The sequence below is a fragment of the Paenibacillus sp. TCA20 genome (genome assembly GCF_000732325.1).
Taxonomy (GTDB): Bacteria; Bacillota; Bacilli; order Paenibacillales; family Paenibacillaceae; genus Paenibacillus; species Paenibacillus urinalis.
In genome coordinates this window covers 452,279-476,933 of sequence record NZ_BBIW01000001.1, presented here as the reverse complement: position 1 = coordinate 476,933, position 24,655 = coordinate 452,279, and the positions used below count along the sequence as shown (strand labels likewise).

General features: G+C 45.3%; 21 protein-coding genes, 3 tRNA genes and 1 pseudogene. 20 read left to right on the top strand and 5 right to left on the bottom strand.

Features of this window, described 5'->3' with window-relative positions; genetic code table 11:
• The first annotated feature begins 107 nt into the window (after positions 1 to 107).
• The 3 genes from TCA2_RS02245 to TCA2_RS02235 are packed head-to-tail and all read left to right on the top strand — an operon-like array spanning position 108 to position 1,981.
• Positions 108 to 815 (top strand): MntP/YtaF family protein, encoded by a 708-nt coding sequence (locus TCA2_RS02245; RefSeq protein WP_274520926.1) that lies wholly within the window; start codon positions 108 to 110, stop codon positions 813 to 815.
• 9 nt (positions 816 to 824) lie between these two features.
• Positions 825 to 1,421 (top strand): dephospho-CoA kinase, encoded by a 597-nt coding sequence (gene coaE / locus TCA2_RS02240; RefSeq protein WP_047909904.1) that lies wholly within the window; start codon positions 825 to 827, stop codon positions 1,419 to 1,421.
• Complete coding sequence (locus tag TCA2_RS02235; RefSeq protein WP_047909903.1) at positions 1,418 to 1,981, top strand: lytic transglycosylase domain-containing protein; 564 nt, start codon at positions 1,418 to 1,420, stop codon at positions 1,979 to 1,981. The genes coaE and TCA2_RS02235 overlap by 4 nt, the downstream gene beginning before the upstream one ends.
• An 80-nt stretch (positions 1,982 to 2,061) precedes the next feature.
• Here TCA2_RS02235 and TCA2_RS02230 read toward each other — a convergent pair whose 3' ends face one another.
• Positions 2,062 to 2,280, bottom strand: coding sequence for an alpha/beta-type small acid-soluble spore protein (locus tag TCA2_RS02230; RefSeq protein ID WP_047909902.1), 219 nt, complete (start codon positions 2,278 to 2,280; stop codon positions 2,062 to 2,064).
• 115 nt (positions 2,281 to 2,395) lie between these two features.
• Between TCA2_RS02230 and nrdR the strand changes: the two genes are divergently transcribed.
• Complete coding sequence (nrdR, locus tag TCA2_RS02225) at positions 2,396 to 2,863, top strand: transcriptional regulator NrdR (protein WP_047909901.1); 468 nt, start codon at positions 2,396 to 2,398, stop codon at positions 2,861 to 2,863.
• Between the two features lie 114 nt (positions 2,864 to 2,977).
• Here nrdR and TCA2_RS02220 read toward each other — a convergent pair whose 3' ends face one another.
• A complete protein-coding gene (locus TCA2_RS02220) occupies positions 2,978 to 3,703 on the bottom strand; it encodes a cupin domain-containing protein (RefSeq protein WP_081872157.1) in 726 nt (241 codons plus the stop codon).
• Between the two features lie 180 nt (positions 3,704 to 3,883).
• Here TCA2_RS02220 and TCA2_RS02215 point away from each other — a divergent pair.
• The 5 genes and pseudogenes from TCA2_RS02215 to TCA2_RS02195 form a co-directional block, all read left to right on the top strand.
• Positions 3,884 to 4,181, top strand: a pseudogene (locus TCA2_RS02215) (VOC family protein); the annotation flags it as partial.
• Positions 4,182 to 4,287: 106 nt separating this feature from the next.
• Positions 4,288 to 4,360, top strand: a tRNA-Ala gene (locus TCA2_RS02210).
• A gap of 80 nt (positions 4,361 to 4,440) precedes the next feature.
• On the top strand, positions 4,441 to 4,953 hold the full coding sequence (locus tag TCA2_RS02205) for a hypothetical protein (RefSeq protein ID WP_047909900.1): 513 nt from the start codon (positions 4,441 to 4,443) through the stop codon (positions 4,951 to 4,953).
• A 128-nt stretch (positions 4,954 to 5,081) separates the two neighbouring features.
• Positions 5,082 to 5,154: transfer RNA gene (locus TCA2_RS02200), tRNA-Lys, on the top strand.
• Between the two features lie 296 nt (positions 5,155 to 5,450).
• A complete protein-coding gene (locus TCA2_RS02195) occupies positions 5,451 to 6,962 on the top strand; it encodes an FAD-dependent monooxygenase (RefSeq protein ID WP_047909899.1) in 1,512 nt (503 codons plus the stop codon).
• A gap of 19 nt (positions 6,963 to 6,981) precedes the next feature.
• Here the strand turns inward: TCA2_RS02195 and TCA2_RS02190 are convergent, their stop codons facing one another.
• Positions 6,982 to 8,073 (bottom strand): TIGR03943 family protein, encoded by a 1,092-nt coding sequence (locus tag TCA2_RS02190; protein WP_052511680.1) that lies wholly within the window; start codon positions 8,071 to 8,073, stop codon positions 6,982 to 6,984.
• A gap of 18 nt (positions 8,074 to 8,091) precedes the next feature.
• Positions 8,092 to 9,105, bottom strand: coding sequence for a permease (locus TCA2_RS02185; protein WP_047909898.1), 1,014 nt, complete (start codon positions 9,103 to 9,105; stop codon positions 8,092 to 8,094).
• A 190-nt stretch (positions 9,106 to 9,295) separates the two neighbouring features.
• On the opposite strand from TCA2_RS02185, the gene TCA2_RS02180 reads away from it, so the two are divergent.
• Both TCA2_RS02180 and TCA2_RS02175 read left to right on the top strand, forming a co-directional pair.
• Positions 9,296 to 9,817 (top strand): VanZ family protein, encoded by a 522-nt coding sequence (locus tag TCA2_RS02180; protein ID WP_047909897.1) that lies wholly within the window; start codon positions 9,296 to 9,298, stop codon positions 9,815 to 9,817.
• A gap of 202 nt (positions 9,818 to 10,019) precedes the next feature.
• Positions 10,020 to 13,754, top strand: coding sequence for an alpha-L-arabinofuranosidase C-terminal domain-containing protein (locus TCA2_RS02175; protein WP_047909896.1), 3,735 nt, complete (start codon positions 10,020 to 10,022; stop codon positions 13,752 to 13,754).
• 110 nt (positions 13,755 to 13,864) lie between these two features.
• On the opposite strand, the gene TCA2_RS02170 is transcribed toward TCA2_RS02175, so the two are convergent.
• Positions 13,865 to 14,794, bottom strand: coding sequence for an LD-carboxypeptidase (locus TCA2_RS02170; protein WP_047909895.1), 930 nt, complete (start codon positions 14,792 to 14,794; stop codon positions 13,865 to 13,867).
• A gap of 128 nt (positions 14,795 to 14,922) precedes the next feature.
• Here TCA2_RS02170 and TCA2_RS02165 point away from each other — a divergent pair, with 128 nt between their 5' ends.
• The 9 genes from TCA2_RS02165 to TCA2_RS02125 all read left to right on the top strand — a co-directional run bounded on the left by TCA2_RS02165 (position 14,923) and on the right by TCA2_RS02125 (position 24,579).
• Positions 14,923 to 15,825, top strand: a complete 903-nt coding sequence (locus TCA2_RS02165) for a LysR family transcriptional regulator (protein ID WP_047909894.1) — start codon at positions 14,923 to 14,925, stop codon at positions 15,823 to 15,825.
• Positions 15,826 to 16,031: 206 nt separating this feature from the next.
• A tRNA-Leu gene (locus tag TCA2_RS02160) sits at positions 16,032 to 16,115 on the top strand.
• Positions 16,116 to 16,281: 166 nt separating this feature from the next.
• On the top strand, positions 16,282 to 16,992 hold the full coding sequence (locus TCA2_RS02155; protein WP_047909893.1) for a response regulator transcription factor: 711 nt from the start codon (positions 16,282 to 16,284) through the stop codon (positions 16,990 to 16,992).
• A complete protein-coding gene (locus tag TCA2_RS02150) occupies positions 16,979 to 18,130 on the top strand; it encodes a sensor histidine kinase (protein WP_052511678.1) in 1,152 nt (383 codons plus the stop codon). The genes TCA2_RS02155 and TCA2_RS02150 overlap by 14 nt, the downstream gene beginning before the upstream one ends.
• Positions 18,131 to 18,240: 110 nt before the next feature.
• Positions 18,241 to 19,176: an ABC transporter ATP-binding protein gene (locus TCA2_RS02145; RefSeq protein WP_047909891.1), complete on the top strand. Its 936-nt coding sequence runs from the start codon at positions 18,241 to 18,243 to the stop codon at positions 19,174 to 19,176.
• 10 nt (positions 19,177 to 19,186) lie between these two features.
• The gene (locus tag TCA2_RS02140; protein ID WP_047909890.1) at positions 19,187 to 20,311 is read left to right on the top strand and encodes an ABC transporter permease; all 1,125 of its coding nucleotides are present in this window, start codon (positions 19,187 to 19,189) and stop codon (positions 20,309 to 20,311) included.
• Between the two features lie 74 nt (positions 20,312 to 20,385).
• The gene (locus TCA2_RS02135) at positions 20,386 to 21,462 is read left to right on the top strand and encodes an ABC transporter permease (protein ID WP_238546260.1); all 1,077 of its coding nucleotides are present in this window, start codon (positions 20,386 to 20,388) and stop codon (positions 21,460 to 21,462) included.
• 169 nt (positions 21,463 to 21,631) lie between these two features.
• Complete coding sequence (locus TCA2_RS02130; RefSeq protein ID WP_081872199.1) at positions 21,632 to 22,786, top strand: sn-glycerol-1-phosphate dehydrogenase; 1,155 nt, start codon at positions 21,632 to 21,634, stop codon at positions 22,784 to 22,786.
• 104 nt (positions 22,787 to 22,890) lie between these two features.
• Positions 22,891 to 24,579: a ribulokinase gene (locus TCA2_RS02125; RefSeq protein ID WP_047909889.1), complete on the top strand. Its 1,689-nt coding sequence runs from the start codon at positions 22,891 to 22,893 to the stop codon at positions 24,577 to 24,579.
• The last annotated feature ends 76 nt before the right edge of the window (positions 24,580 to 24,655 follow it).

Sequence of the window (24,655 nt, the reverse complement as noted above, 5' to 3'; positions counted from 1 at the left end):
CAGGTTCCCATATACTGCTAGGGCAACGCAGTTAAGGCAAACATTCGCTACCTTTAAATTAGAAAAATGGGTAGATGTAACTTGAGCCGGACGGGGAGGAATGGAGGGTGCCTCATTTATTAACTCTGCTAATGCTCGCCTTTGCATTAAGCCTGGATGGATTTGGTATAGGTATTACATATGGTCTTCGAAAAATGAAAATACCTTGGCTGTCCATCGTCATTATATCGGTATGCTCGGGCCTTGTAATTGGACTGTCGATGCAGCTCGGTGTGCTGCTGTCGCACCTCGTATCTCCTGATGTTGCTTCATATATAGGAGCAATCATTCTTATAGGCATGGGTGCGTGGTCGCTTATTCAATCCCTGAGAGCATCTGCTCAGCCAGGGCAGGAGGAGACTGTGAATGGCGCTTCTGTCACAGAGGAGCAAGAATGGGATGAAGACGAGCAGCATATAATGAAGGAATCGAAGAAGACGGTGTTTTTACTGGAAATTCAGAAGTGGGGCATCGTCATTCAAATATTGAAGAAACCTTCCGCTGCAGATATGGACGACTCTGGCAGTATTTCGGGATATGAAGCGATGTGGTTAGGTATTGCCCTGTCACTTGATGCATTTGGAGCAGGACTTGGTGCAGCCTTGCTTGGACTGCCTCCGCTGCTCACATCTGTGATGATCGCACTTTTCAGCGGTACATTTCTTGTGTTAGGGTTAAGAGCAGGATTTCGGTTTGCAAGTGCAAGCTGGATTCGTTCATTCACTGCTCTCCCAGCCGTGATGTTGATTATTATGGGTCTATTGAAGCTGATTTGAGGTGAACACATGAATATAGGACTTACAGGCGGGATTGCTACGGGGAAGAGCAGCGTCTCCAGGTATCTTGTGAGCCTCGGAGCCATTCTTATTGATGCCGATCAAATTGCCCGGGAAGTGATGCTTCCCGGGCACCCCGTGCTCGCTGCTGTGATTGAAAGATTTGGACAAGCTGTTCTGAATGAAGACGGAACGCTGCATCGAAAGAAGCTGGGCGAAATCGTATTTGGAAATTCTGCTGAATTGAAGGCGCTCAATGACATCACGCATCCTGCCATTCGTCAAGAGATGCGGGAGCGTATGCGGATGTTTGAGCAGGAACAGCCTGATAAGCTAGTTGTATCCGATATCCCCTTACTCTATGAGTCTGGATTGTCAGAGCAATTTGAACAGGTGATGGTGGTCTATGTCCCTGCCGAAATTCAGCTGAAGCGCCTGATGGAACGGGATGGAATCAGCGAATCGGATGCTATTAGCCGATTAAATGCACAAATGGATATCGAGGAGAAGAAGCGAAGGGCCGATATTGTGATCGACAACAGCGGAACGATGGAAGAAACGAAGGCGCAAATCTTAAAGTTTTGGCATGACAAGGGCTTATCATGAAGCTATTACGCAAAAAAAGAAGCCTGCTCGTTCTTTTCATTGCCTTTGTACTCTTGTTATTTTTAAATACGAACTGGATGTCATGGTTTTATCCTATCCATTATAAAGAACAAATTCGCACCCATTCAGAGAATTATGAGGTAGATCCGTTTTTAGTCGCCTCCATTATTCGAGTAGAATCCAACTACAAGCTGAGCAGGGAGTCCAAAAAAGGCGCAATCGGCTTAATGCAGCTCATGCCCGATACGGCCAATTGGATCCTGGAAACAGCAAGGCTGGACAATGTCACACTCGATGAACTGAAGCATGAGCCTGATGCCAACATTCAAATGGGAACCTGGTATCTGGATTATCTGTCAGACCATTTTGAAGGCAATCCCATAGCAGCAATTGCTGCCTACAATGCAGGCCAAGGGAATGTAGGAAGCTGGATCAAGGAAGGCAAATGGGACGGTCATCTGGACACTATTGGGGAAATTCCGATCGGTGAGACGAGACACTATGTTCAGCGGGTCGTTTACTATTATAATCAATACAAGGATATTTATAAGGAATTTTAGAATTCAGTGTGAATAGCAAAAGAAGCATTGGACAGGCTTAATCTGATTAAGCCGAGCCCAATACTTCTAATGAAATCTAATTAGTGAAATTGTCCAGCCAGTTGTTGTTCACCGATTGTTACAAGACGTTTAGTGATGTAACCACCGATAGAACCGTTCTCATAAGATGTCATGTTACCTTGGTAACCATCTTGTGGGATGCTGATTCCAAGCTCTTGAGCAACCTCGTACTTCATTTGTTCGAGAGCTCCGTGTGCTTTAGATACTACCAGGTTGTTGGAGTTATTACCTTGTGCCATTGCTTTCACCTCCTTGCGGGTTGGTAAAAGTATTATGTCTCGCAACTCGAATTTTCATAACATTTTATTTAAAAAAATGATTGGTAACTATATACAATTAAGGAGGTGAGTGAGCTTGAAGTGTCCGTACTGTACATATAGCGGTACCAAGGTACTTGATTCTCGCCCAGCCAATGAGAACAAATCCATACGCCGACGCAGAGAATGCGAGAAGTGTAATCGAAGATTTACAACCTTTGAAACGATTGAAGAGACACCTTTGATCGTAATTAAGAAGGATGGAAGCAGAGAGGAATTCAGCAGAGAGAAATTGCTGCGAGGATTGATTCGTGCCTGTGAGAAGAGACCTGTTTCCGTGGAGCAGCTCGATTCCATCGTATCAGAAGTAGAGAAGTCTCTTCGTAATACTGCGGTTGCTGAAGTGGAGAGTCGGGAGATTGGAGAACTCGTCATGGAACAGCTATATCCTGTGGATGAGGTTGCTTACGTCCGTTTTGCATCGGTCTATAGACAATTTAAAGACATCAACATGTTTATGAAGGAATTGAAGACGCTGTTGTCTAAGGGCGTAAACGAAGACTAGATGTAAAGCTTTAATGAATCAGTCAAAATGTAAAGTGAAAATCGAGCATGATAAAAGTAAAAGCCTTCAGACTCATGATTGTGAGCTCCGAAGGCTTCTATTTTAAATTACCTCTTAATAATTTTGATGTTGTCCATTCCCGATCACTTGCCGGGAATAGCCTTCCTTTTTCATTTGGCCTTGATGACCGTGAGCACCTTGCATACTTTGAGCACCTTGTATCATATGACCTTGATATCCTTGCGGAGCCATCATGTGGTTGTTGTAGGAAGTACCCTGAACTCCCGTTTGCGGCTGATGGTACTTGTTGCAGTCTGCAGGAGGGCCAATGACGGTCGTATCCTTGATGGGAGCCAAAGTTTGTTTCAGCATGGCCTCATCCAGACAATAAGTATGGGCAATCGTGTTCGTTGGAGCCAGGCGCAGGAAATCAGATATTCCAATAAATAGCGGTTCCGGGGCATCAAAAATGGCAATGATTTTTGTATTGTCCTGTGATGCGACTTCCCAGTGAATCCATCCTTGAGGTACTAATACCGATTGTCCAGGTCCAGCCGTAAAATTAAGAACCTCTTTGGTAAAAGGATTAACAAAAGATACAATCGCTTCTCCCGAAACAACGTAGACGAGTTCAGAAGCATTTTGATGAACATGAGGCTCAACGACATTTCCTCTGGTGAGCGTGATATCCAGTAAGGAAGCATTTCCCAGTGTATTCAGTTGTGTTCTGCCCAGAACATTAATGTAGTTACCACTGTCTTTGGTAAAGAACCGGTTTTTATTGACATCATCAAAAAATTGTACATCCGGGGAAGTAAAATCCATGTAAGACACTGCCATTGCTATTCATTCCTCCGCTTCGATATTATAATCCACGAGTTAGGTTATTCAGCTTAGCATAGGTTGGTGCCTAGAGTTTCAGTTGAAAATATGTCGTGTGTGTCTGAACACATCGGTATTTTTATCAGATAGGATTTATTGTCCTTTATGAAGAAGTAGGGGGGAGCAGGGCGGTTGCCTTTTTTGAATTTGCAAGGTGGGATGAAGCTGGCGATTTGGGACCGAAGGGACCTTTCCTTTGAAGCTAAAGTTCCGCTATCTCCTCCTAGTTCGTTCGACTGAAATGACGATTGGACATAATGTGGGAAGCAACGAAGAGGTGGATTCCATAATGGAGCAGGCACGTCAGGCCGGGGCCACGATCTGTGATCCTGCACATGAAACGTTCTGGGGAGGCTATTCCGGGCACTTCATGGATCCGGATGGTCACTTGTGGGAAGTAGTGTGGAATCCTACTTGGGATGTAAGAGAAAATTGATAACGATGAAAATAAAAAGTAGGGTGACATATTGCCTAAATATACCGAGTTATGTTACACTACTTTTTGTGTACAAGATGAGTGATTAATTATAACTTCAAATCATGGGGCCTTAGCTCAGCTGGGAGAGCGCATCGCTGGCAGCGATGAGGTCAGGGGTTCGATCCCCCTAGGCTCCATACTCGTAGAAAGCCGCTATATTTAGCGGTTTTTTTCATTATATCTGATGGTACCTTCCAAAGAGGAGAATGACATCACAATGAAAACGCAATTTCTATTGCTTATTAGTTTAATGCTGGTGATTCTTTCTGGTTGTTCTGACGATACAGATCATATCAGTCTCCAAGAAGAACTTGATACAGTGCTTAGGGATGCAGACATTAATGTTGAAGGGCTGTTACATTATGAAGTAAAAGGGGATGGAGTGGTCGCTTTTTATGTAAATGATAACGGTATAGATTCGAGTTATGTGGAGTATAATTCTGGGGAATGGCAGCTTATAGGGAGTTCCGGCAGCGCGACATTAATGGAACCAGATTTGCCGATATCTTATGTTTGGGAATATACCAACGATAAGCCATTCAGAATTGTTTTTGGCTCAATAAATCAAGAAGAAATAACCCGAATTCTGGTTAATGGTGAGCCTGCAAAAATAATACGATTTGGCGATGGGATCACTTTATGGTACCAAATGCTAGAAGAGCCATACTTAAACGCGGATACACTAGAAGCATTTTCAAATCGTGGAGAATTGGTTTTTAAGAAAAATTAGGATTCCCGCAAACTTCGGAATGAATTTTATAAAAAATGCTTGATTATTATTTATTATCTGTTATAATAGATTTTACTGAGTTGTTAACATTCATGAATGTAACAACTGCCTTAGCGGCATGAGCTTACGGACTCTTAGCTCAGTTGGTAGAGCAGTTGACTCTTAATCAATTGGTCCAGGGTTCGAGTCCCTGAGAGTCCATATATCTGACTAAACCCTTACGTGGAGTAAGGGTTTTTTTATGTTTTAATACTCGACACTCTAATGAGTACCTTTAGTTTTCTACGCGCGCGTTTTTATTTTGCTCTTATGCAAATTCGCGAATCTATCAGTCCTGGCCGCAGACAGTACATAATGGAATATTAAGGACATATATATTGCTTAGCAGTGATGGCATAGGGTTAAAATAAAGCAAACTCATCATTATAATGTGTGTGACATTGTCAATTAATCATTTTCCCCTCAATTCAGGATAAAGTGCAGGAGGAATAAGACATATGAATCCTCAAGTGTTGATCGTCGGCGCCGGTCCAACAGGTTTAGTGATGGCCTTGGCCTTGCAGAAGCAGGGAATCCCGTTTCGAATTGTTGACAAAAACAGTGGAACGGGAGAAGCCTCTAGAGCGATTGTCGTTCATGCGCGAACACTGGAATATTACCAGCAGCTTGGTTTAGCGGAGGAATTGGCTCAGCGGGGTATTCCCATCCAGGAACTACAGATTCGTAAAGACGGGGAGCTTAAAGCGAGCATGAAAATGGGGGATATTGGCCTTGGGATCAGTCCCTATCCTTATGTACTCAGCCTTCCTCAGGATGAGCATGAGGCCATTCTGGAAAGCGCGCTGAAGGAGCGAGGAGACCGTGTGGAGTGGAATACGGAACTAATATCTTTCAGAGAAGAGGGAGATGTGGTCCATGCGGTTCTTGAGAAGCAAGGGGAGTGCGAGGAGGCCATCTTTCAATACATATGTGGCTGTGACGGTGCTCATAGTGCAGTCCGTAAAGGACTGGAGCTTTCCTTTGCCGGCGGAACCTATGAACAAATGTTTTATGTGGCGGATGTGAAGAGCGCTGTCCCGATCCAGGGTCTGCATATAAGCTTTAACCATGACGGATTCTGCCTTACGGCACCGGTGCGCACAACCGGATATGTCAGGTTAATCGGTATTATACCGAAAGCGGTACTGGAGCAGGGTCTCCCGGATGATTTTAATGTCATTGCTCCCTATGCGTCATCAAATACGGAAGCAGAGATTCAAGAGGTGAACTGGTTCTCTACCTTCAAGGTACATCACAGAGTCAGCGAGCATTTCCGAAAAGGACGTATTTTTATTGCAGGTGATGCAGGACATGTCCATAGCCCGGCAGGGGGACAAGGAATGAATACAGGGATTGGGGATGCGATGAACCTGGCCTGGAAGCTCGCCGCTGTTCTTCAAGGAGAAGCAGACGAGCAAATTCTGGATTCCTATGAAACAGAAAGAATCGGATTTGCAAAGACCCTTGTAGCAACGACAGACCGCGCTTTTCAGATTATGGTGGGCAAGGGGATAAACTCCAAATTAGCGATGGAGGTGATTGTTCCGTATTTTGTACCTGTTCTGTTCCATCTTCCGCCGGCCCGGAGAAAAGCATTTGAAATCCTGTCCCAAACGCGGATTCATTATCCGGACAGTCTGCTGAGTGAAGGCAAAGCCGGCCATCTGCAGGCAGGTGACCGTTTGCCATGGGTAGAGATGTCAGAAGATAATTATAAGCCTTTGCAATCCATGAAGTGGCAGCTTCATGTGTATGGTCAAGCAGATCCAGAATTGGTCCTGTCTGCTGACGACCGTTCCATTCCATTATATGAGTTCAACGACCCTTCAGCCTTTAAAAAAGCAGGCATTCCTCTGGGTTCCCTATTTCTCGTCCGGCCGGACGGATATATTGGCTTTGCACAAGCGGTGCAAAATGTGGAACAGCTTGTCACCTATCTGAACAAGATAAAAATAAACATATCGAGCTAACTGAACTCAGCCAAATCAATCACAAAATCCTTACACTCAGCGGATAGACATACGGCTGATCGGGGGCTGCGGATTCCTTCCATTCTGTGATGCGTATCATGGGCAGCCTAGTTCCGTTATGCACCGTCGTATCGATGACGCCGGTCGCTTCAATCCATGTATCCTCGTCAAGCCGGGCTGCTTGCGGAAATTCAGCCAGAAATCCGATCAGGGCTGCATCTGCGATACAATGGGTAATTAAAAATCTCGAAATTACGAGCTGGTTGTCTGAAAGCTCCTCATCCCGAAATACAAAACCGGACAGCTGAATGGGTCTGCCTGCATATTTATCCGGCGTGTTAGCAATACGTTCATAATAAGAAGCAAAAATATGCTCCTCCATCACGATGGATTGTTTGTCCTCCAATTCCACCATGATCTGATTAAACTCATCCCTTGATACCGTGTTCTCCATTACGGCTTCATCCTCTGCATGTTCATCTGTGACAGCCTCTTCATATCCCGGGAGCTCAATAAGCCCTGTATGATGGTTATGCAGAGCGAAATCTTCATTTGATGCTGTCGATTCCGTTGTATCTGTTATTGCCGAATTCTGCTGTGAGCCGGTTAACAGCATCAAGCCGCCTTTCTTATCTGCGATGGAAGCATTCAGAACCTGGGGAGGCACAAGAAATCCTGCAGTCAGCGGGAAGATAATGATGGCATAACTGATGAGTTTCTTATAATTGAGCTTGCCATCTCCATGATCGTGATGACAGTGGTCATCGGCGCAATGGTGAGGTGCATGCGGCTGCATTGAATTACCTTGCTCTTTTATAGAAGGCACGTGCTCATGGTGGTCATGCTCGTGATGAACGCGCTCATGATGAACGTGCTCGTGATGAACGTGCTCATGATGGTTATGCTCATGACTTACCTTATCCCAGCCTCTTCCGAGCTGAATCAGAAACAGGCATGCAAATAGGACAGCAGCGCTAAGACTGAGCAGCTCATATTTTGGATTAACGAATTTCAATATTTCTCCGGTGAAATGCAGCCGAAACAGCATGATGGAAAATAGCAGCAGGATGCCAGCTCGAAAGAGCTGTTGTCCGTTCCATTTGATGATCATAAGCGGGACGAAGCCTCCTTATATATAGGGTTGCAGCAGCATGAGTGTAGTAAATATGGTCAGCACGACAAGAGCAAGAAGGCAGACAACAAATCGGGTCCGAAATACGCTAAGCATCATTATGGTGTTCTTCAGGTCCAGCATCGGTCCGAAGATCAGAAATCCGAGAATAGGTGTTGTGCCGAATAAATGACGGAAGGACGAACCGATGAAGGCATCTGCTTCAGAGCATAGCGACAGAACATAGGCTAGTCCCATCATAACAAGAGTAGATGAAGCCATACCTGTACCTATATCAACAAGGGATTTGGCAGAGACGAAGGTCTGAACCGCTGCCGCGATGAACGCTCCAATAATGAGAAACTTCCCCATGTCAAAAAATTCGTCAATGGAATGATGAAGCATATGTTTAAAGCGAGCAGTGAAGGAATTGGAGGTATGCTGCTTGTGAGCATGCTGATGAGCTGTGGATGTGGATGAGGAAGCATTTCTCAATTGAGTTCCTTGAAAAGACATGCTCACGGCAAAAGTAATCAGTAATGCAATCAAGAATCCGATGCCCATACGCAGCCCAGCCATTTGCAGATCGTTGCCAAAAGCCATGTACGTAGAAGCGATGACGATCGGATTAATGAGTGGACCCGTCAGCATAAAACCGACACCCGCATAGAGCGGGACCCCTTTTTGAACAAGTCGTCTTGCTATCGGTACAATGCCGCATTCACAGGCGGGAAAGAGGGCTCCGATAACACAGCTCATGAGGATCGTGGCAGGCTTGCTGCGGGGGAGCCATCTTCGAATATGATCTTCAGTCACAAAGATTTGAATAACCCCAGCGATCAGCACCCCAATGAGTACGAACGGTAATGCCTCAATGAGTATGCTCATGAAAATGGTGTTCAGCTGAAGAAGACTTGATGGAATATGAAGTGCTCCTTGCCACATGGAAACAACAAGAACTAGCAATAATGAGAAACCGAGCAGAAGGATTCCACTGATTCCTGCATATGAAATACGTGATAGACGGTACATAATGACCTCCCACTTGAAAATAGTAACTCTATCAACCACTCTATTATTTTCACTATATGATGGTCATACTAGAAGAAGAACTAATGGATTCTCTTAAGAAAAATTTAAGAATTAATTCCCTTGATCTTAAAAAGATTCGTATATTGTGTATTCATCAGGAATTCACGTGTACAATAAGGGAGTAATGATGATGAAACAAAAAATGCATTTGTATCCAGTACTCATACTAGGTTTGCTGCTGTTCTACTCTTATGTAGTGATCAAGGTCATTTTGTTTAAGTTCGGAGCTGTTGATGTCAGTATATTGGGTCAGATGATATCCAGAGTCATAGAGAATCCTGCTTCTCTGAGTGAATCGATGAGCTATAGATCCAATATGATATGGCTGCATACGATAAAAGACAGCTTGGAGCATCCAACAACGCATAATTTAATCAATTTGTTTGGCAATGTCGCGATTTTTATCCCCTTTGGATTTTTGGCTGGAACGATCATCAAACAGCTGAGCTTTGTCCTCGTCATGCTTCTATCCTTCAGCTTTAGCTTGCTGCTCGAATGCGCTCAAATTGTTTTTAGTATGGGGACCTTTGATGTAGATGACCTGCTGCTTAACACCTCTGGGGCGTTTATTGGATATTTACTGTGGAAGCTGTGCAAGCTGTTTATCAAGAAAGAATCACCATCCGCAGCTTCAAATCAAGTAGTAGAATGATGAATCCAAGAATAAATCAATTGTCAGAAGAAGTCCCTAGTTTGGGGGCTTCTTTTTTTGCATATGAGAAAAAAACGCTTTCGTTTTGTACAAAGATTAGTTATTATATTAATAAGTTAGCATTTACATTACTTTATTGATTGCTTATGCATTAAACGACTGCTTTTTAATTTCTATTATGACAAGACAGGAGAGCTGCAGCATGATAAAGAACGAGCAACTAATCGCGCATTACAAGTTTGAGGATGAGAGCAATGCAGGCAAGGATGCAACAAATAACGGTAACGACGGTGTGCTTAAAGGGAGCAAGCTTCCTGAAATACATAATGTAGACGGCAGGTCTGCACTAACTTTGGCGGGTGGCAGCAATGGAACATCTTATATGGAGCTGCCATCCAATCTGCTGAAGGGAGTTAGTGATCATACGGGAATTACGGTAGCTGCCTGGATTCATCCCGGCAAAGTTAACAGTGTGTGGGAGCGTATCATCGACTTTGGTGGAGGGGAAGGAAACCCGTATCTGTTCTTGACCCGTAACTTAAGAGGCGTATGCTATGCGGGAGACGAGATCGTTGCAGATCCAGGGAAGATTTTCCCGGCGGGTGAATGGTTGCATGTTGCGATTTCAATCCGCGGTACCGAGGGCGGTACACTCAGCAGTGCCGGTCCTGTCGTATATGCTAACGGAGAACCGATTGGGGATGGGACGATCAGCCAGACTTCCAGTGGAACCTATGCGAAGCTGAGAGCATGGTTTGATACGTTTACAAACGGTACGAATTATGATCGTAACTATATTGGGAAATCCCAGTTTTATGCGGATGCCGATTTTCAGGGATCTATATCCGATGTGCGCATTTATCAAGCTGCGCTTACTGAGGATGAAGTCATCGAGGTCATGTGCGAATCCCTGTCCGATGAACAGATTGTCAAGCTGGCCAAGAGCAAATATTTAAGCGCACCGAACTCTATTATCAAAGTCGATATAGATCTTCCATCTTCACTTATGGGGGGCAAAGTCCAAGTAGAGTGGAGCTCCAGCAATTCGGAAGCGATTACGAATGAGGGAAAAGTAAACAAGAACATCCAGCAGCCTGCTGGTGTTACACTTACCGCTAAACTTAGCGCTGGAGAGCATGATGCTTCCCAGAGCTATGTCGTTTCTGTGCTGCCTGAAGGTGTCCCGGACCATACGCTGACGATTGAAGGAAATAACGAGGTCGTTGATATTAGTGAGGTCATGTATGGATTGTTCTATGAGGACATCAACAATGCGGCTGATGGAGGGATCTATGCAGAGCTGGTGCAGAACCGCTCCTTTGAAGCGTTTGAGTACGACAGCTACTCTCATGTATGCGGCGAATGCGGTGTCTCTACAGGACGGAACCGTGATGCTCTCTTTGCATGGTATGGTGACACAGATAAGCTCACGGTTCATCACAGCGGGGGACTTAACGAGCATTTTGATATTCAGGACAAGGATGTTAACAGCTATTATGTGACTGCAGCGGATGGGGCTGTAATATATAATAAAGGGTTTAACGATTTGAACCATAACTGCGCCATGTCTATTAAAAAAGACGAGGAATATTTGTTCTCCATTTGGGCCAAGTCAGAACAAGCGGGCAGCATTACACTCCAGCTGATGGATCAGGACGGAGAAGGAATCAGCGACACCGTCGTTATTGATGTTGAGGCAGGGAGCTGGAAGAAGTACGGAGCAGCTACACCTGTTAAACTTAAAGGAAAGAAAAATGGGCTGGGCCAGTTATCCCTTCATTTTACTGGAGAGATCTCCATTGATATGGTCTCGTTATTCCCGGCAAATGTGTGGGGAGCCACCGAGGAAGAAAGCTCTTCTACTGCACATTCCAACTATGTAGGGAACCCGAACTATCGTCTGCGAAAGGATCTGGTCGAGTCACTGGTTAATCTGCACCCTAAATTTCTGCGTTTCCCAGGTGGTTGTATCTCCGAAGGCTCACACATTTGGGAGAATGTCTATGATTGGAAAGAATCCGTGCGTGATGTAGAGTTGCGCAAGGAGAACTATAACGTTTGGGGCTATATGATGACGATGGGTCTTGGCTATATGGAATACTTCCAGCTGGCTGAGGATTTGAATTCGACTCCGCTTCCAGTTATGGCCTGTGGTGTACTGTGTCAAGCACGTTCAGATTATGCAAATCCAGCCGGAGGAGCGCTGAGAGACTACTATATCAGCAATTTTACAGATCTGATTGATTTTGCAATCAGCACGGATTATGAGAAGAATGAATGGGCTGCTCTACGTAAAAATATGGGCCATGAAGCGCCGTTCGATCTTCGATATCTGGGTGTAGGGAACGAGAACTGGGGAACAGAATTCTTCGCTAACTTTGAAATTTTCAAAGCGGCGATTGATGAGCATATGCAGCAGTACTATCCGGATCATGAGCTTCACATCATCTCTACCGTTGGGGCACAGGCGGACGATGATGCTTACCAGCAGGGGTGGAAATTCCTAAGCGGAGGACTCGAAGGCTCAGCTCAAGTAAGCTTTACCGATGGCAAGACAAGTATTGAAGAGACCATCACTTGGTATGGCAAGCAGCCGAATTATATGGATACCATCGCGGATGAGCATTATTACCGTTCCAATGAGTATTTGCTGGAAAATGCCGACCGTTACAATTACTACTACCGTGCGTATAACGAAGATGGCAGCTTGAACGAGACTGAGACGTCCAAAGTGTTTGTCGGAGAGTATGCCTCCACAGATAAGAATACACTGGCGGGTGCGGTAGCAGAAGCGGTGATTATGACCAGCTTCGAGAATAATGCAGATGTTGTCCGACTTGCGGCGACCGCTCCATTGTTCAATAAAATACGGACAGACAATCTGTATCGCTGGACACCGGACTGCATTTGGTTTGATGATGAGACGGTCTGGTATACGCCGAACTATTACGTGCAGCAGCTCTTCGCCAAATATATCGGTACCAAAGGGCTGGCCACATCATTCACTACCTATCGAAACGGGGAGGAGACCAAGCTGATTACGCACGGTGGAATTGAAATCTCAGCTGGAAAAGCAGAGGTTCACGTGAAACGGGTCGTCGTTACTTCAAACACAGACGGCAGCGTTCTGCTGGATCAAGATTTTACGAAGCCGCTGAGCCCAGAATGGCAGGTCATTCCTGGCTCTGCCGGTTATGAGCTTGATTCCGAGGAGGGGCTAGTCCTCCAAGCTCAGCCAATCGGTCGCAACGGTATCTACCTCATGAATGAGGCTTGGACGAATTATACAGTGGAATTTACGGCGAAGAAGGCGCCTGGGGATGATGGTTTTTACATTGGAGCAGGACTCACGGATATTACAGCAGAGCATAAGAATGTCATTGAATACGCGATTGGCTATAACGGAAATGCAACCGGCGTCAAAGTGTTTAAGAACGGGGTTGAAGCCTACACGCTTGGTGACTATTCCTCCAGTACTGCAGCAGGTAATTTGCGTGCGGCAAGCTACGAAGAGCTTGCAAATGACACAGAATATACCATTACGGTGAATTATGGGGGCAATGATGGCAAACACCTCATCTGCTTCTACACAGACGGGCATAAGGTGAGCAAAGTGCTGGATTACAAGCTGGAAGCTTATAACCGAGAGGTCTATCATTCGGTGACGAAAGACGAGAAGCATGTCTATGTGAAGCTCGTTAACCCGGACACTTCGGGTAAATCGATCAAGATTGATCTGGACAGCTTGAATACAGCATCCAAAGGTCAGTTAACGGTTCTGACAGGAGATGCGTCTCTCGTCCATGTTCCTAACGTGAACAAGAGAGACGATGAGAAGGTACAGCCTTATCAAACAGAGGTTGAAGTAGAGCAAGCCTCTGTGGTTATTTCCCTGCCGGCAAACTCTGTCAATGTACTGGTACTAGAACTCATATAATAACGAAGAGGAGGGAACCGAATGGTTCGCTCCTCTTTTTTTGGACAGAAACTATGATTGACGCTGTATATAAGGCAAATGTTAAATAAAATTCTGCATTGTGCTGATTATTATTGTTCAGCACTGACCGTCGGTTCAATGACTGTCAGAGTGTTCTCATAGGTGTTTAAATTTACCGTCGCTCCAATGGGAATTGCGGCTTTATATATCCCGTGAGCAGTTGTCACATTGGTCATGAGGGGCTTGCCTAGCGGTACGATAACTTCTTCTATTAACTGCTGGTAGGAGACCCCATAGGCCTCAATACATCCGGTGCATTCCCCCATCACAATGCCCGCACACTCCTGTAGTTTATTCGCCAGCAAGAGATGATTTAGATAACGATAGATCGTATTGGTCGGCTCATGCGTTTCTTCAAGCAACAATATTTTGTCTCGTACATCAATTTCATAGGGAGTTCCAATGGTATCCATGAAGGAGGCTAAATTCCCTCCAACGATAGGTCCCGTTACATTGCCTTGAATCCTGCTGATTTGAGGAATGCTGGGAGGGTTCGTAATCTGTCTTTGGAGCTGTAAAGTAGAGGTTGCATTATAAAATTGATCGAAGTTATAAGCAGGCGTTTGTGGTGCGAAGTCAATAAGCATGAGGCTCTGCAGTGTAATGAGGTCCGCGTATTGATAGAGCACATTCAGCAGTATTGTAATATCACTATAGCCGGATACGATTTTGGGATTATTGCGGATTACATCATAGTCAAGATAAGGAAGAATGCCGGCAACTCCAGTGCCGCCGCGTGTTGCAAGAATTAATCTGACCTCTTCGTTCTCAAACATGCTCATAAGGTCGGATGCCCGCTCCTCGTTTGTTCCTGCCAGGAACCCGTCCTGATCATATACATGGTTGCCAATAATTACATTAAAACCAGAGCCCTGAAGGACCTCGATTCGTGAATCGATGGTTTCAGCGCTTAACGGGCTGCCTAATGTGACTAGACCCACAGTGTCTCCTGCTTGTAAAATAGGGGGAGCAATAGCCATATACCGGCCCTCCTTAAATAAATTCCGATTCAATTGTGTATTTAATGATGTGTATGGCGATTTACGATGAATTATGTTCTTCTGTCTTCCCGATGAGGATTAGTTTAATTTACGAAAGTAGGAGAGTTATGACGACACTGCAGCAGTTAAAATACGTGATTGAGGTTGCGAACCGCGGCTCCATGAATGAGGCCGCCAAGCGGCTGTTTATATCTCAGCCGAGCTTGTCCAAGGCGATCAAAGAGCTGGAGGAAGAGATCGGCATTACTATATTTGAACGGACAAATAAGGGGATTACGCTGTCAATGGAGGGTGCCGAATTCATGGGGTACGCCAGACAGGTGACCGAGCAGGCAGAGCTGCTGGAGAGCAGATATCGGAACGCCAAGCCGTCTCCACAGCATTTTTCAGTCTCTACCCAGCACTATGCCTTTGCCGTCAACGCTTTTGTGAAGCTGGTGAAGGAGCACGGATTAGATGAATATGAGCTGGCGCTACGGGAAACGAAGACTTATGAGATTATTGAAGATGTCAAAACACTGCGCAGCGAGATTGGGATCTTGTATTTAAATGAGTTTAATGCCAAAGTTATCAATCGACTCCTGGATTCCGCCAATTTGCAGTTTCACAGCTTGTTTGTAGCGAAGCCGCATATCTTCATTAGTATCCATAACCCGCTGGCGAAGCAGTCCATAGTGACCATTGAGGAGCTGGAGGAGTATCCTTATTTGTCCTTTGATCAGGGGGAATACAATTCCTTTCATTTCTCCGAGGAGATCTTAAGCACGCTGTCACACAAGAAGAGTATACGTGTCAATGACAGAGCAACACTGTTTAATCTGCTGATTGGCCTGAATGGGTATACGATCTCAACGGGTGTACTAAGTGCAGACTTAAATGGAAATGATATTATTCCCGTTCCGCTGGATTGCAAGGAAACGATTAACGTGGGTTGGATCGCTCATAAGAATGCAATGATGTCCAAGCTGGCGGCTGCCTACGTAGATGCGCTGCATGAAGCGATTTTATAGAATGCTCGATACGGACAGACGAGAACTGTAAGTAATAGATATATCGCTGATACGTACAAAATAGGAAAGGAAGGAGCAGACCATAGCTGCGCTGCTCCTTCCATAATGTTAGATATTCCGGCGGTCACAAGTATCTATTAAATTATGCTAAATAACTTGCATATTATGCTTTTAATCGCTATAATATGAGAGTAGTCATTAAATATGCGGTCGTGGCGGAATTGGCAGACGCGCACGGTTCAGGTCCGTGTGGGCTAACCCCCGTGGAGGTTCGAGTCCTCTCGACCGCATCCTATCCAAACAGGCTTCCGGAATACCGGAAGCCTGTTTTTGTTGTACATTGTCGAGTTGATAGGCCTATACTCTTCCATTTTATAGAAATGTTGTTCTTAATTATGAATAAGGATTCGCATATAATGAATGTGAGATTAAATACGGTTATACAAGGGGCTTAGTATGAAGAAGATCAAAGTATTGATAGCAGATGATAATTCCTTTATTCGCGAAGGAATGAAAATTATTTTGTCCAGCTTTGAGGATTTTGATGTTGTGGCAGCGGTCGAGGATGGCGCACTAGCTGTACAGTATTGTCAGCAGCATGAAGTGGATGTCGCCCTGCTTGATATTCGGATGCCGAATCTGAATGGAGTCGAAGCCACAAGAAAGATCGTACAGCTGACACAGACAAGACCGCTCATATTAACGACGTTTGACGATGATGAGTTTGTCTTTGAGGCGATACAAGCTGGAGCTAGAGGATATCTCCTCAAGAATAATGATCCAGAGCAAATCCGAGATGCGATTAAGAGTGTGAACCGGAATCATCATGTGCTGCAAGGAGTGGTACTTGATAAGATCAAGTCAAGCTTACTAAGCTCTAGCCACCCAACTTCTGCCGAGCAGCAAACGATCCCTGAAGCTGTATCCATCCCGGGCCATACCGATCATATAGACCGCAGTTTGTTCACAGACCGCGAATTGGATATCATGGGCTGTATTGCAAAAGGGCTGTCCAATAAAGGGATCGCCAAGAAGCTTTTCTTATCGGAGGGAACGGTGGCTAACCATATTACTTCTATATTGAACAAGACGGGACTTGCCCATCGAACACAAATTGCCATATATTATTTAACCGGCGAAGTGCGGGTTTCTGATGAAGAGCTTTAATTATTATGAATGTTGGATGGTCGGCTGCAGGCTGATTCTGCTTGTCTATATTTCAGGCACGGTACTCAGCGCTGATCAAGATCAGGGATGGTTCATTTTTTCTGTGCTGATATACATATCTCTTAACTGTATGATGCTTATTCTAAGGAATAACCAATTTACACTCCTCCTTCATGTATTATCCATAGGGTGGATTGTCGGATGTGCAGTATATATTCATGCTTCTTTTCTGCTGCTCCTGGCGATCAGCTTATATGAGATATCCATTTTTCTGCAAAAGCGTTCGGTGTATCCGGTTCTGTTCTTTCTAGTAACCATGGGTTTAGTGCCAAGCTCTATTCTGTCTCCCTATTTCGTCACCTCTGCACTCATATTTCTAGCTTATTCTGCCGTCAGGCACTATAAAACGGTGGTGGACAGTCAATTCGAGAAATACGAGTCAATCCAGGCTGATATGGGCAGACTGAGGCGCTCCTTGCAGGAGAGTCAAGAATTTCTTAAGCAATCGGAATATACGTTCAAGCTGGAAGAAAGGAACAGATTGTCACAGCGCATTCATGATGAGGTTGGTCATTCGATGGCTGGGGCACTCATTCAGATGGAGGCAGCCAAAACCATGCTTGTCAGTCATCCTGTCAAAGCGGCAGAGCTATTGGACAATGCGATCGGGATTTCAAAAGAAGGGCTTGAACAAATCAGAGTGACGCTGAAAGATATGAAGCCAAGGCCTGAAGAAATGGGGATAAATCGGCTGCGGCTGTTTATCGATGAGGTAAGTGCGAAGCATGCCATTCATATGTCGTTTGTACATAGCGGTGATCTTGAGCATATCACGCCTCTGCATTTTCGAATCATACAGCAAAATATGATGGAGGCCATAACGAACACGATTAAATATGCGAGTGCGGATCAGATTCATGTTGAAATCCAGGTGCTTAATCAGCTGATCCGGGCTGTCGTTTCAGATAATGGAATCGGCGCTTGCCGGATTGTTAAAGGGCTCGGCATCTCCGGAATGGAGGAGCGGGCTGCAGCACTGGGAGGGACGGTTGTCGTGGATGGCACAGATGGTTTCCGTGTGATTACTCTGCTGCCACATGGACAAGCGTCGGAGAATTCTCATCTTCGTTCTTCATGAAACTTCTCATATCAAAGGATGAACTTATGCACTGTTATAGGTTCATCCCTTTTCTTTATGATATAGAAAGAAAATGCATGCAAGATTCAGGGGAGTGGGAGTGGTGAACAATGAACGTTCTGGAAATTGAGGGACTTACCAAAAAATTTGGGGATTTCGTAGCCGTAGATCATATGAATTTAAAGCTTCGTGAAGGAGAAATATTTGGTTTTCTCGGGGCCAACGGTGCGGGAAAGAGTACAACAATTCATCTGATCTCTTCTCTGCTCCGTGCATCCAAAGGTGAAATTCGTCTGCTCGGTAAAAATATTGCCAAAAACAGCAGGTTTGCCAAGATGAATATTGGTATCGTACCGCAGGATATAGCCATTTATGAGAATCTGACCGCATATGAGAATGTTCATTTTTTTGGAGGCTTGTATGGTTTAAGGGGAAAAGATCTGCAAGAGAGGTCTTTGGAAGCACTGAATTTTGTCGGACTCACGGATAAGGCCAAACACTATCCTAAAAATTTCTCGGGCGGAATGAAACGCAGATTAAATATTGCCTGTGCCATCGCTCATCAGCCGAAGCTGATCATTATGGATGAGCCAACGGTGGGCATTGATCCCCAGTCCAGAAGCTATATTCTGGATTCTGTTCGGAAGCTGAACCAGATGGGCTGTACAATCATATACACGAGTCACTATATGGAGGAGGTCGAAGAGATCTGTACCCGCATCGCGATCGTAGATCATGGTAAGATCATCGCGGAAGGAACGAAGGAGCAGCTCACATCAACTATTACAGACACAAAGGATATTTGGATCGGATATAAGTCGGATCTTCCACTCGATATCGAGTCATTGCAGCAGACTCACGGAGTGATCGAGGTGACGGCAGACGAACAAATGATTCAAATCCGGTCTAAATCCGAAGTGAACAATCTGAATCAGCTGATTTATCAATTAATGGCCCATGAAGTTGAGATTCGCTCAGTAGAAGAGCAGGCTCCTAACCTGGAAACCGTATTCTTAACCTTAACAGGTCGTAAACTGCGGGATTAGGGGGGATAAGATGAGCGTTATTCATATCATTCGTAAAGAATTGCTGACAGAGTTAAGAGACTATAAGACGTTTATATTCATGATTGCCTTCCCCATTGTTCTCATGCTTATTCTTGGGAGTGCATTAACGAATGCCTTCTCCAGCAATTACGAAATGGACTCTTTGAGCTTGATGTATACAGATCATACTAGTGAAGAACTGCTAGACGCTTCCTGGTTAGGCTTTATGGATGCGCTTGAGCTGGAAGGTGTGACGATCACAGAAGCAACAGAAGAGATCAATGGACAGACCGCGGTTCAGGTAGATCAGTATACCGCATATGCAGAGCTGACTAATGAAGGGATACAGTATTTTGGTAATCCGGCTGATTCCATTGAAAATAATATCGTCCAGGGCATGCTTACCGCTTTTGTGGATCAGTATAATCTCATCACAGCAGTAGGGAAGTCTGATCCAGCGGCGCTGAACCAAATTATGGAGGCGAAATACGCCTATGGCAGCTTCATTCAGGAGGTCGGATTAATCCCGGATAAGCAGCCCAGCTCCGTAGATTACTATGCAATTACCATGTCTACGATGATTGCCCTCTACAGTGCATTATCCGCAAGTTATTTAATTCGAGGCGAAGTGTCTCGGCGAACTCATATTCGTTTGTATGCTTCGCCCGTTTCCAGAAAAGCAATATTCACTGGCAAAATATTGTCATCCACGTTGATAAACTTTTTATGTGTTGCTGTGGTTGTGTTGTTTAGCAAATTTGTCTTCCAGGCAGATTGGGGCTCAAGCTATGTTGCCGTATTGGCATTGTTATTCACTGAAGTTCTTCTCGCGGTCAGCCTGGGTCTTGCTTGCAGCTATCTGTTTAAAGACGGAGCAAGTCATGCCATTCTAATCATTATCATCCAAATTGCCTCTTTTGTTGGCGGATCTTATGCCCCGATCCATACAGATAATGGGATGTTTAGCTATGTGGTTCAGCTCTCCCCTATTTATTGGGCTAACCATGCACTCATGCAAGCGATATTTGCAGGTAATGCACCAGCCGTCATTCCAGTTATCGCTCTAAATGTGGGAATCAGTGCTCTCCTGCTTATGTTTTCCGCAGCATTTATGCATAAGTCAGGAGGAGAATAGAATGAGGGATCTACTATGGCTGACGAGAAAAACCATAATTAGCGTGCTTCGAAAAAAACGCGAACATTTTTATATTGTTGATTCTTCCTATAGCAGCGGCATTAATCAGTATGGCGATTTATGGCGGAGGCAGCGGTGCTCCTCTGCGGGTGTCCATCGTTAATCTGGATGGAGAGCAGAAGATCACACAAGACACGATCTCTTTCATAGAACAGCTCAACAAGGTTCAGATTACTGTTACGGATGAAGAGTCCATGAAAAAGGATATTGCAGCTGGAAATTCAGATACTTCGGTGATCTTTAAGCAAGGCTTTGCTGCAAGTGTGCAGAACGGCGCCCCGGATCATATCGAAATGATATCTGTAAAAGGAGCCGAGGTAACCGCCTATGTTAAATCCATGCTTCACAGCTATATCAGCAATGCGGCAGCGATTGCAAAATATGCTGCAGGAGATCAGGAAATATTTGAGTCCCTCTACGAGGAATACAGTAGTCAGAGCTTCAAACTCTCTTCAGTGAAGGTAGAGGATACCGCAGCCGTTAAGAATGCGACATACCAAACGATGGGCTTCCTCGTCGCTCTAATGATGTTCTCCTCGGTGAACCTGACTTCTGTTATCTTAAAAGAGAAAGAAAACAGAACATTTTTCCGGATCATGGCCTCACCTATATCATCCAAAACCTACGTTTTGTCCAATGTGATCGTTAATTTTATCATGTTGTTTGTGCAGATCATCATAACCGTGTTCTTTATGAAACAAGTGCTGCACATGGATTCGGGAATACCAGCGATACAATTTGTTGCCATTCTGCTGTTGTTCGGCCTGACTGCCATCGCTTTAGCACTCCTGATCGTTTCTTTTGCAAGAGGGTCCAGAATGGCAGGCGCACTCCAAAATCTGATTATTACACCTAGCTGCCTGATTGCAGGCTGTTATTTTCCTCTCGAGATCATGCCAGATCGTTTCAGGCAGCTCTCAGGCTTCATGCCGCAATACTGGCTTCTGGAGACTGTCGATAAGCTGCAAAACGGAGATTCACTGTCCGGATTATATTTGAACTTGCTTACTTTGATCGGTTTTGCTGCTGCACTTACAATGGTCGCAATCTATAATTTCAGTCGAAACAAAGATACAAGAACCTTTATTTAAATTCAGGCTTTCGCCTAATTCCGAGAAGAACCTCCATAATCCTGAGTTAAACGGGGTTCCTGAATAAGAGGCAGCATCCTTGCTGTCTTTTATTTTTGTTTGACAATTTGTACGTACATATTGGAAACTAGGAGTAGAAACGAGCATACAGGAGGTTTGGATGATGAATATAAGCATGAATGATCGTATTGCAGAGTGGAATAAGGAAGCAAGTCAATGTCCATGCGGTAATCCGCACCGTATGGTAGACATGCATATTTGTTTGGAGGATAGGGCACTTACGCAATTGGCTCCTTATCTAAGCAAGCAGAATTATAAAAAAGTGACAGTTGTTTTTGATGAGCATACCAAACAAGCAGCAGGAGATGAAGTCATCACTTATCTAAAAGCAGCGGAAGTCATTACTGACGAGCTCTTTCTGCTTGGAAACACCGGAGGTGAGGTTGTCGCAGACGAAGCATTTATCGTTAAAGTACTGTTAGGTGTCTCGAAGGATACAGATGCAGTCATCGCAGCTGGTTCAGGCACGATTCATGACCTTGTCCGATTTGTATGCTTCAAGATGAACAAGCCTTTTATATCTGTTCCTACAGCAGCGTCTGTAGATGGATTCACTTCCGCAGGTGCCCCTCTTATTGTGCATGGTACGAAACAGACGTTTCAAGCTATTCCGCCGGAGGCGATCTTTGCAGATTTAAGCGTATTGGCGAAGGCTCCACAAGTGATGACGGCTGCTGGCTTTGGTGATATGCTTGGTAAATTTACATCCCTTGCCGACTGGAAAATATCACGTGATCTTGGAGGCGAGCCTTATTGTCCGCTAGCCTACCGGATGACGGAGGAAGCGCTGATGGATTGCGTTCATCACGTGGATGAGATCGCTGAGGGCAGTAAACAGGGTGTTAAAATCTTGATGGAAGCACTGATTGCTTCTGGCATCTCGATGCTGATCATTGATCATTCCCGGCCCGCTTCCGGCGGGGAGCATCATATATCCCATCGTCTGGAGATGGAGTTCCTGCAGCAGGGTAAGAAAGCGATTCTTCATGGAGCGAAGGTGGGCGTTGCATCAGCCCTTCTCTCAGATGTATACCGTGCGCTCTATGAGAGCGGGCAGGAAGAGGCATTTGATGCATACAAGGATTTGCCTGTGAAAGAGCAAATGCAGGATTGGCTCAGCCGCACCGGAGGTCCATCTACGATCCAAGAGCTTGGGGTCACCGATGAACAGCTGGAGCGTGCGATGAGGACTGCGCATACTTTAAGAGCGAGATACACAGGACTTAAATATTTAAATGAGATAAAGACAGGGCATGAGGCATAGTCGGGAAGCTACAGGCTGTAATATCAGAAACGACACGTTAAAAATAGTTAAATTGTACGTACAAATTTATAATGGAGAGTAATGAAATAGGAGTTGAAGAGCAAATGAGCGAAAAATATACGATCGGTATTGATTTTGGAACCGAATCTGGACGGGCGGTGCTTGTGAAGCTGTCTGACGGATCCGAAGCAGCTGCTCATGTTACTCCATATCGTCACGGTGTTATTGATGAGAGGCTTCCTGTAAGCGGTCACAAACTGGAGCTGGATTGGGCACTTCACCATCCTGCCGACTACATGGAGGTCCTAATGACCTCGGTGCCAGCCGTTGTGCAGGCAGCGGGTATAGGCAAGGAAGACGTCATCGGAATCGGTATTGATTTTACCGCATGCACGATGCTGCCGATCGATCCAATAGGTCAGCCCCTCTGCCTTAGACCCGAACTCGCAAACCATCCGCACAGCTGGGTCAAGCTCTGGAAGCACCATGCGGCTCAGAATGAGGCTGAACGGATTAATGAGACTGCAGCAGCGCGCGGGGAAGTCTTTCTTAAACGGTATGGCGGTAAGTCTTCGTCGGAATGGATGATCGCAAAAGTCTGGCAGATCCTAAATGAAGCACCGGATATTTATGAGCTTACAGATCGTTTTGTTGAAGCGGGAGACTGGGTAATCATGCAGCTGTGCGGTGAGCTGAAGCGCAGCCAGTGTGCAGCAGGCTACAAGGCGTTCTATCATCACGCTGAAGGCTATCCGGACAATGATTTCTTCAAATCTCTCGATCCGAGACTTGAACATGTGATAGAAACGAAGCTGCGAGGCGATATTCTTGACCAGGGGAGCTGCGCCGGCGGATTATCCCGGGAGATGGCGAGTGCCATGGGACTTGCTCAAGGGATTGCTGTAGCAGTCGGGAATGTAGATGCTCATGCGGCAGTTCCTGCTGTAGGTGTTGTATCTCCGGGTAAACTGGTGATGACAATGGGCACTTCGATCTGCCATTTGCTGCTCGGAGAAGAGGAGCTGGAAGTAGAGGGCATATGTGGTGTCGTCCAGAATGGTATTATACCTGGATACTTCGGTTATGAGGCAGGTCAGACGGCTGTAGGTGATATCTTTGCTTGGTTTGTAGAGAATGGCGTGCCTTCTGAAGTGAAGGAACAGGCTGAAGAGGAAGGACTGACCATACATGAATGGCTGGAGAATAAAGCCTCCTTATACAAGCCTGGAGAGACCGGTCTGCTAGCTCTCGATTGGTGGAACGGCAACCGATCCACCTTGGTTGATGCCAATCTGACTGGACTAATCATAGGCTATACGCTGCAGACGAAGCCGGAAGAGCTGTACAGAACATTACTTGAAGCAACGGCCTTTGGTACTCGCAAGATCATCGATGCATTTCAGCGTGGTGGTTTGAATGTAGATATCGTATATGCTTGCGGCGGGCTGCCTCAGAAAAATAAACTTCTCATGCAAATCTATGCGGATATTATTGGCCGTGAGATCAAGGTGGCTGCTTCAACCCAAACCGCCGCTCTAGGAGCAGCCATGTTTGCAGCTGTCGCTGCCGGAGCGGACGCAGGCGGATATGATTGTATTGAAGACGCGGCGGCAAGGATGGCGAGAGTTCGAGATGAGACCTTCAAACCGATACCAGAGCATTCTATGGTCTATGAAAAAATTTATGCAGAATATAATCGACTGCACGATTATTTCGGTCATGACCCGCATTCTGTGATGAAGAAGCTGAAGTCTCTTAAGGAAGCAGCTGCCGGTCAAACTGTACGTGTATAAACAAGCTAAGAAGGCAAAAAAAGAGCATTCCTTGCAGAAGCAGTCAGCTCATGCAGGGAGTGCTCTCTTACCCATA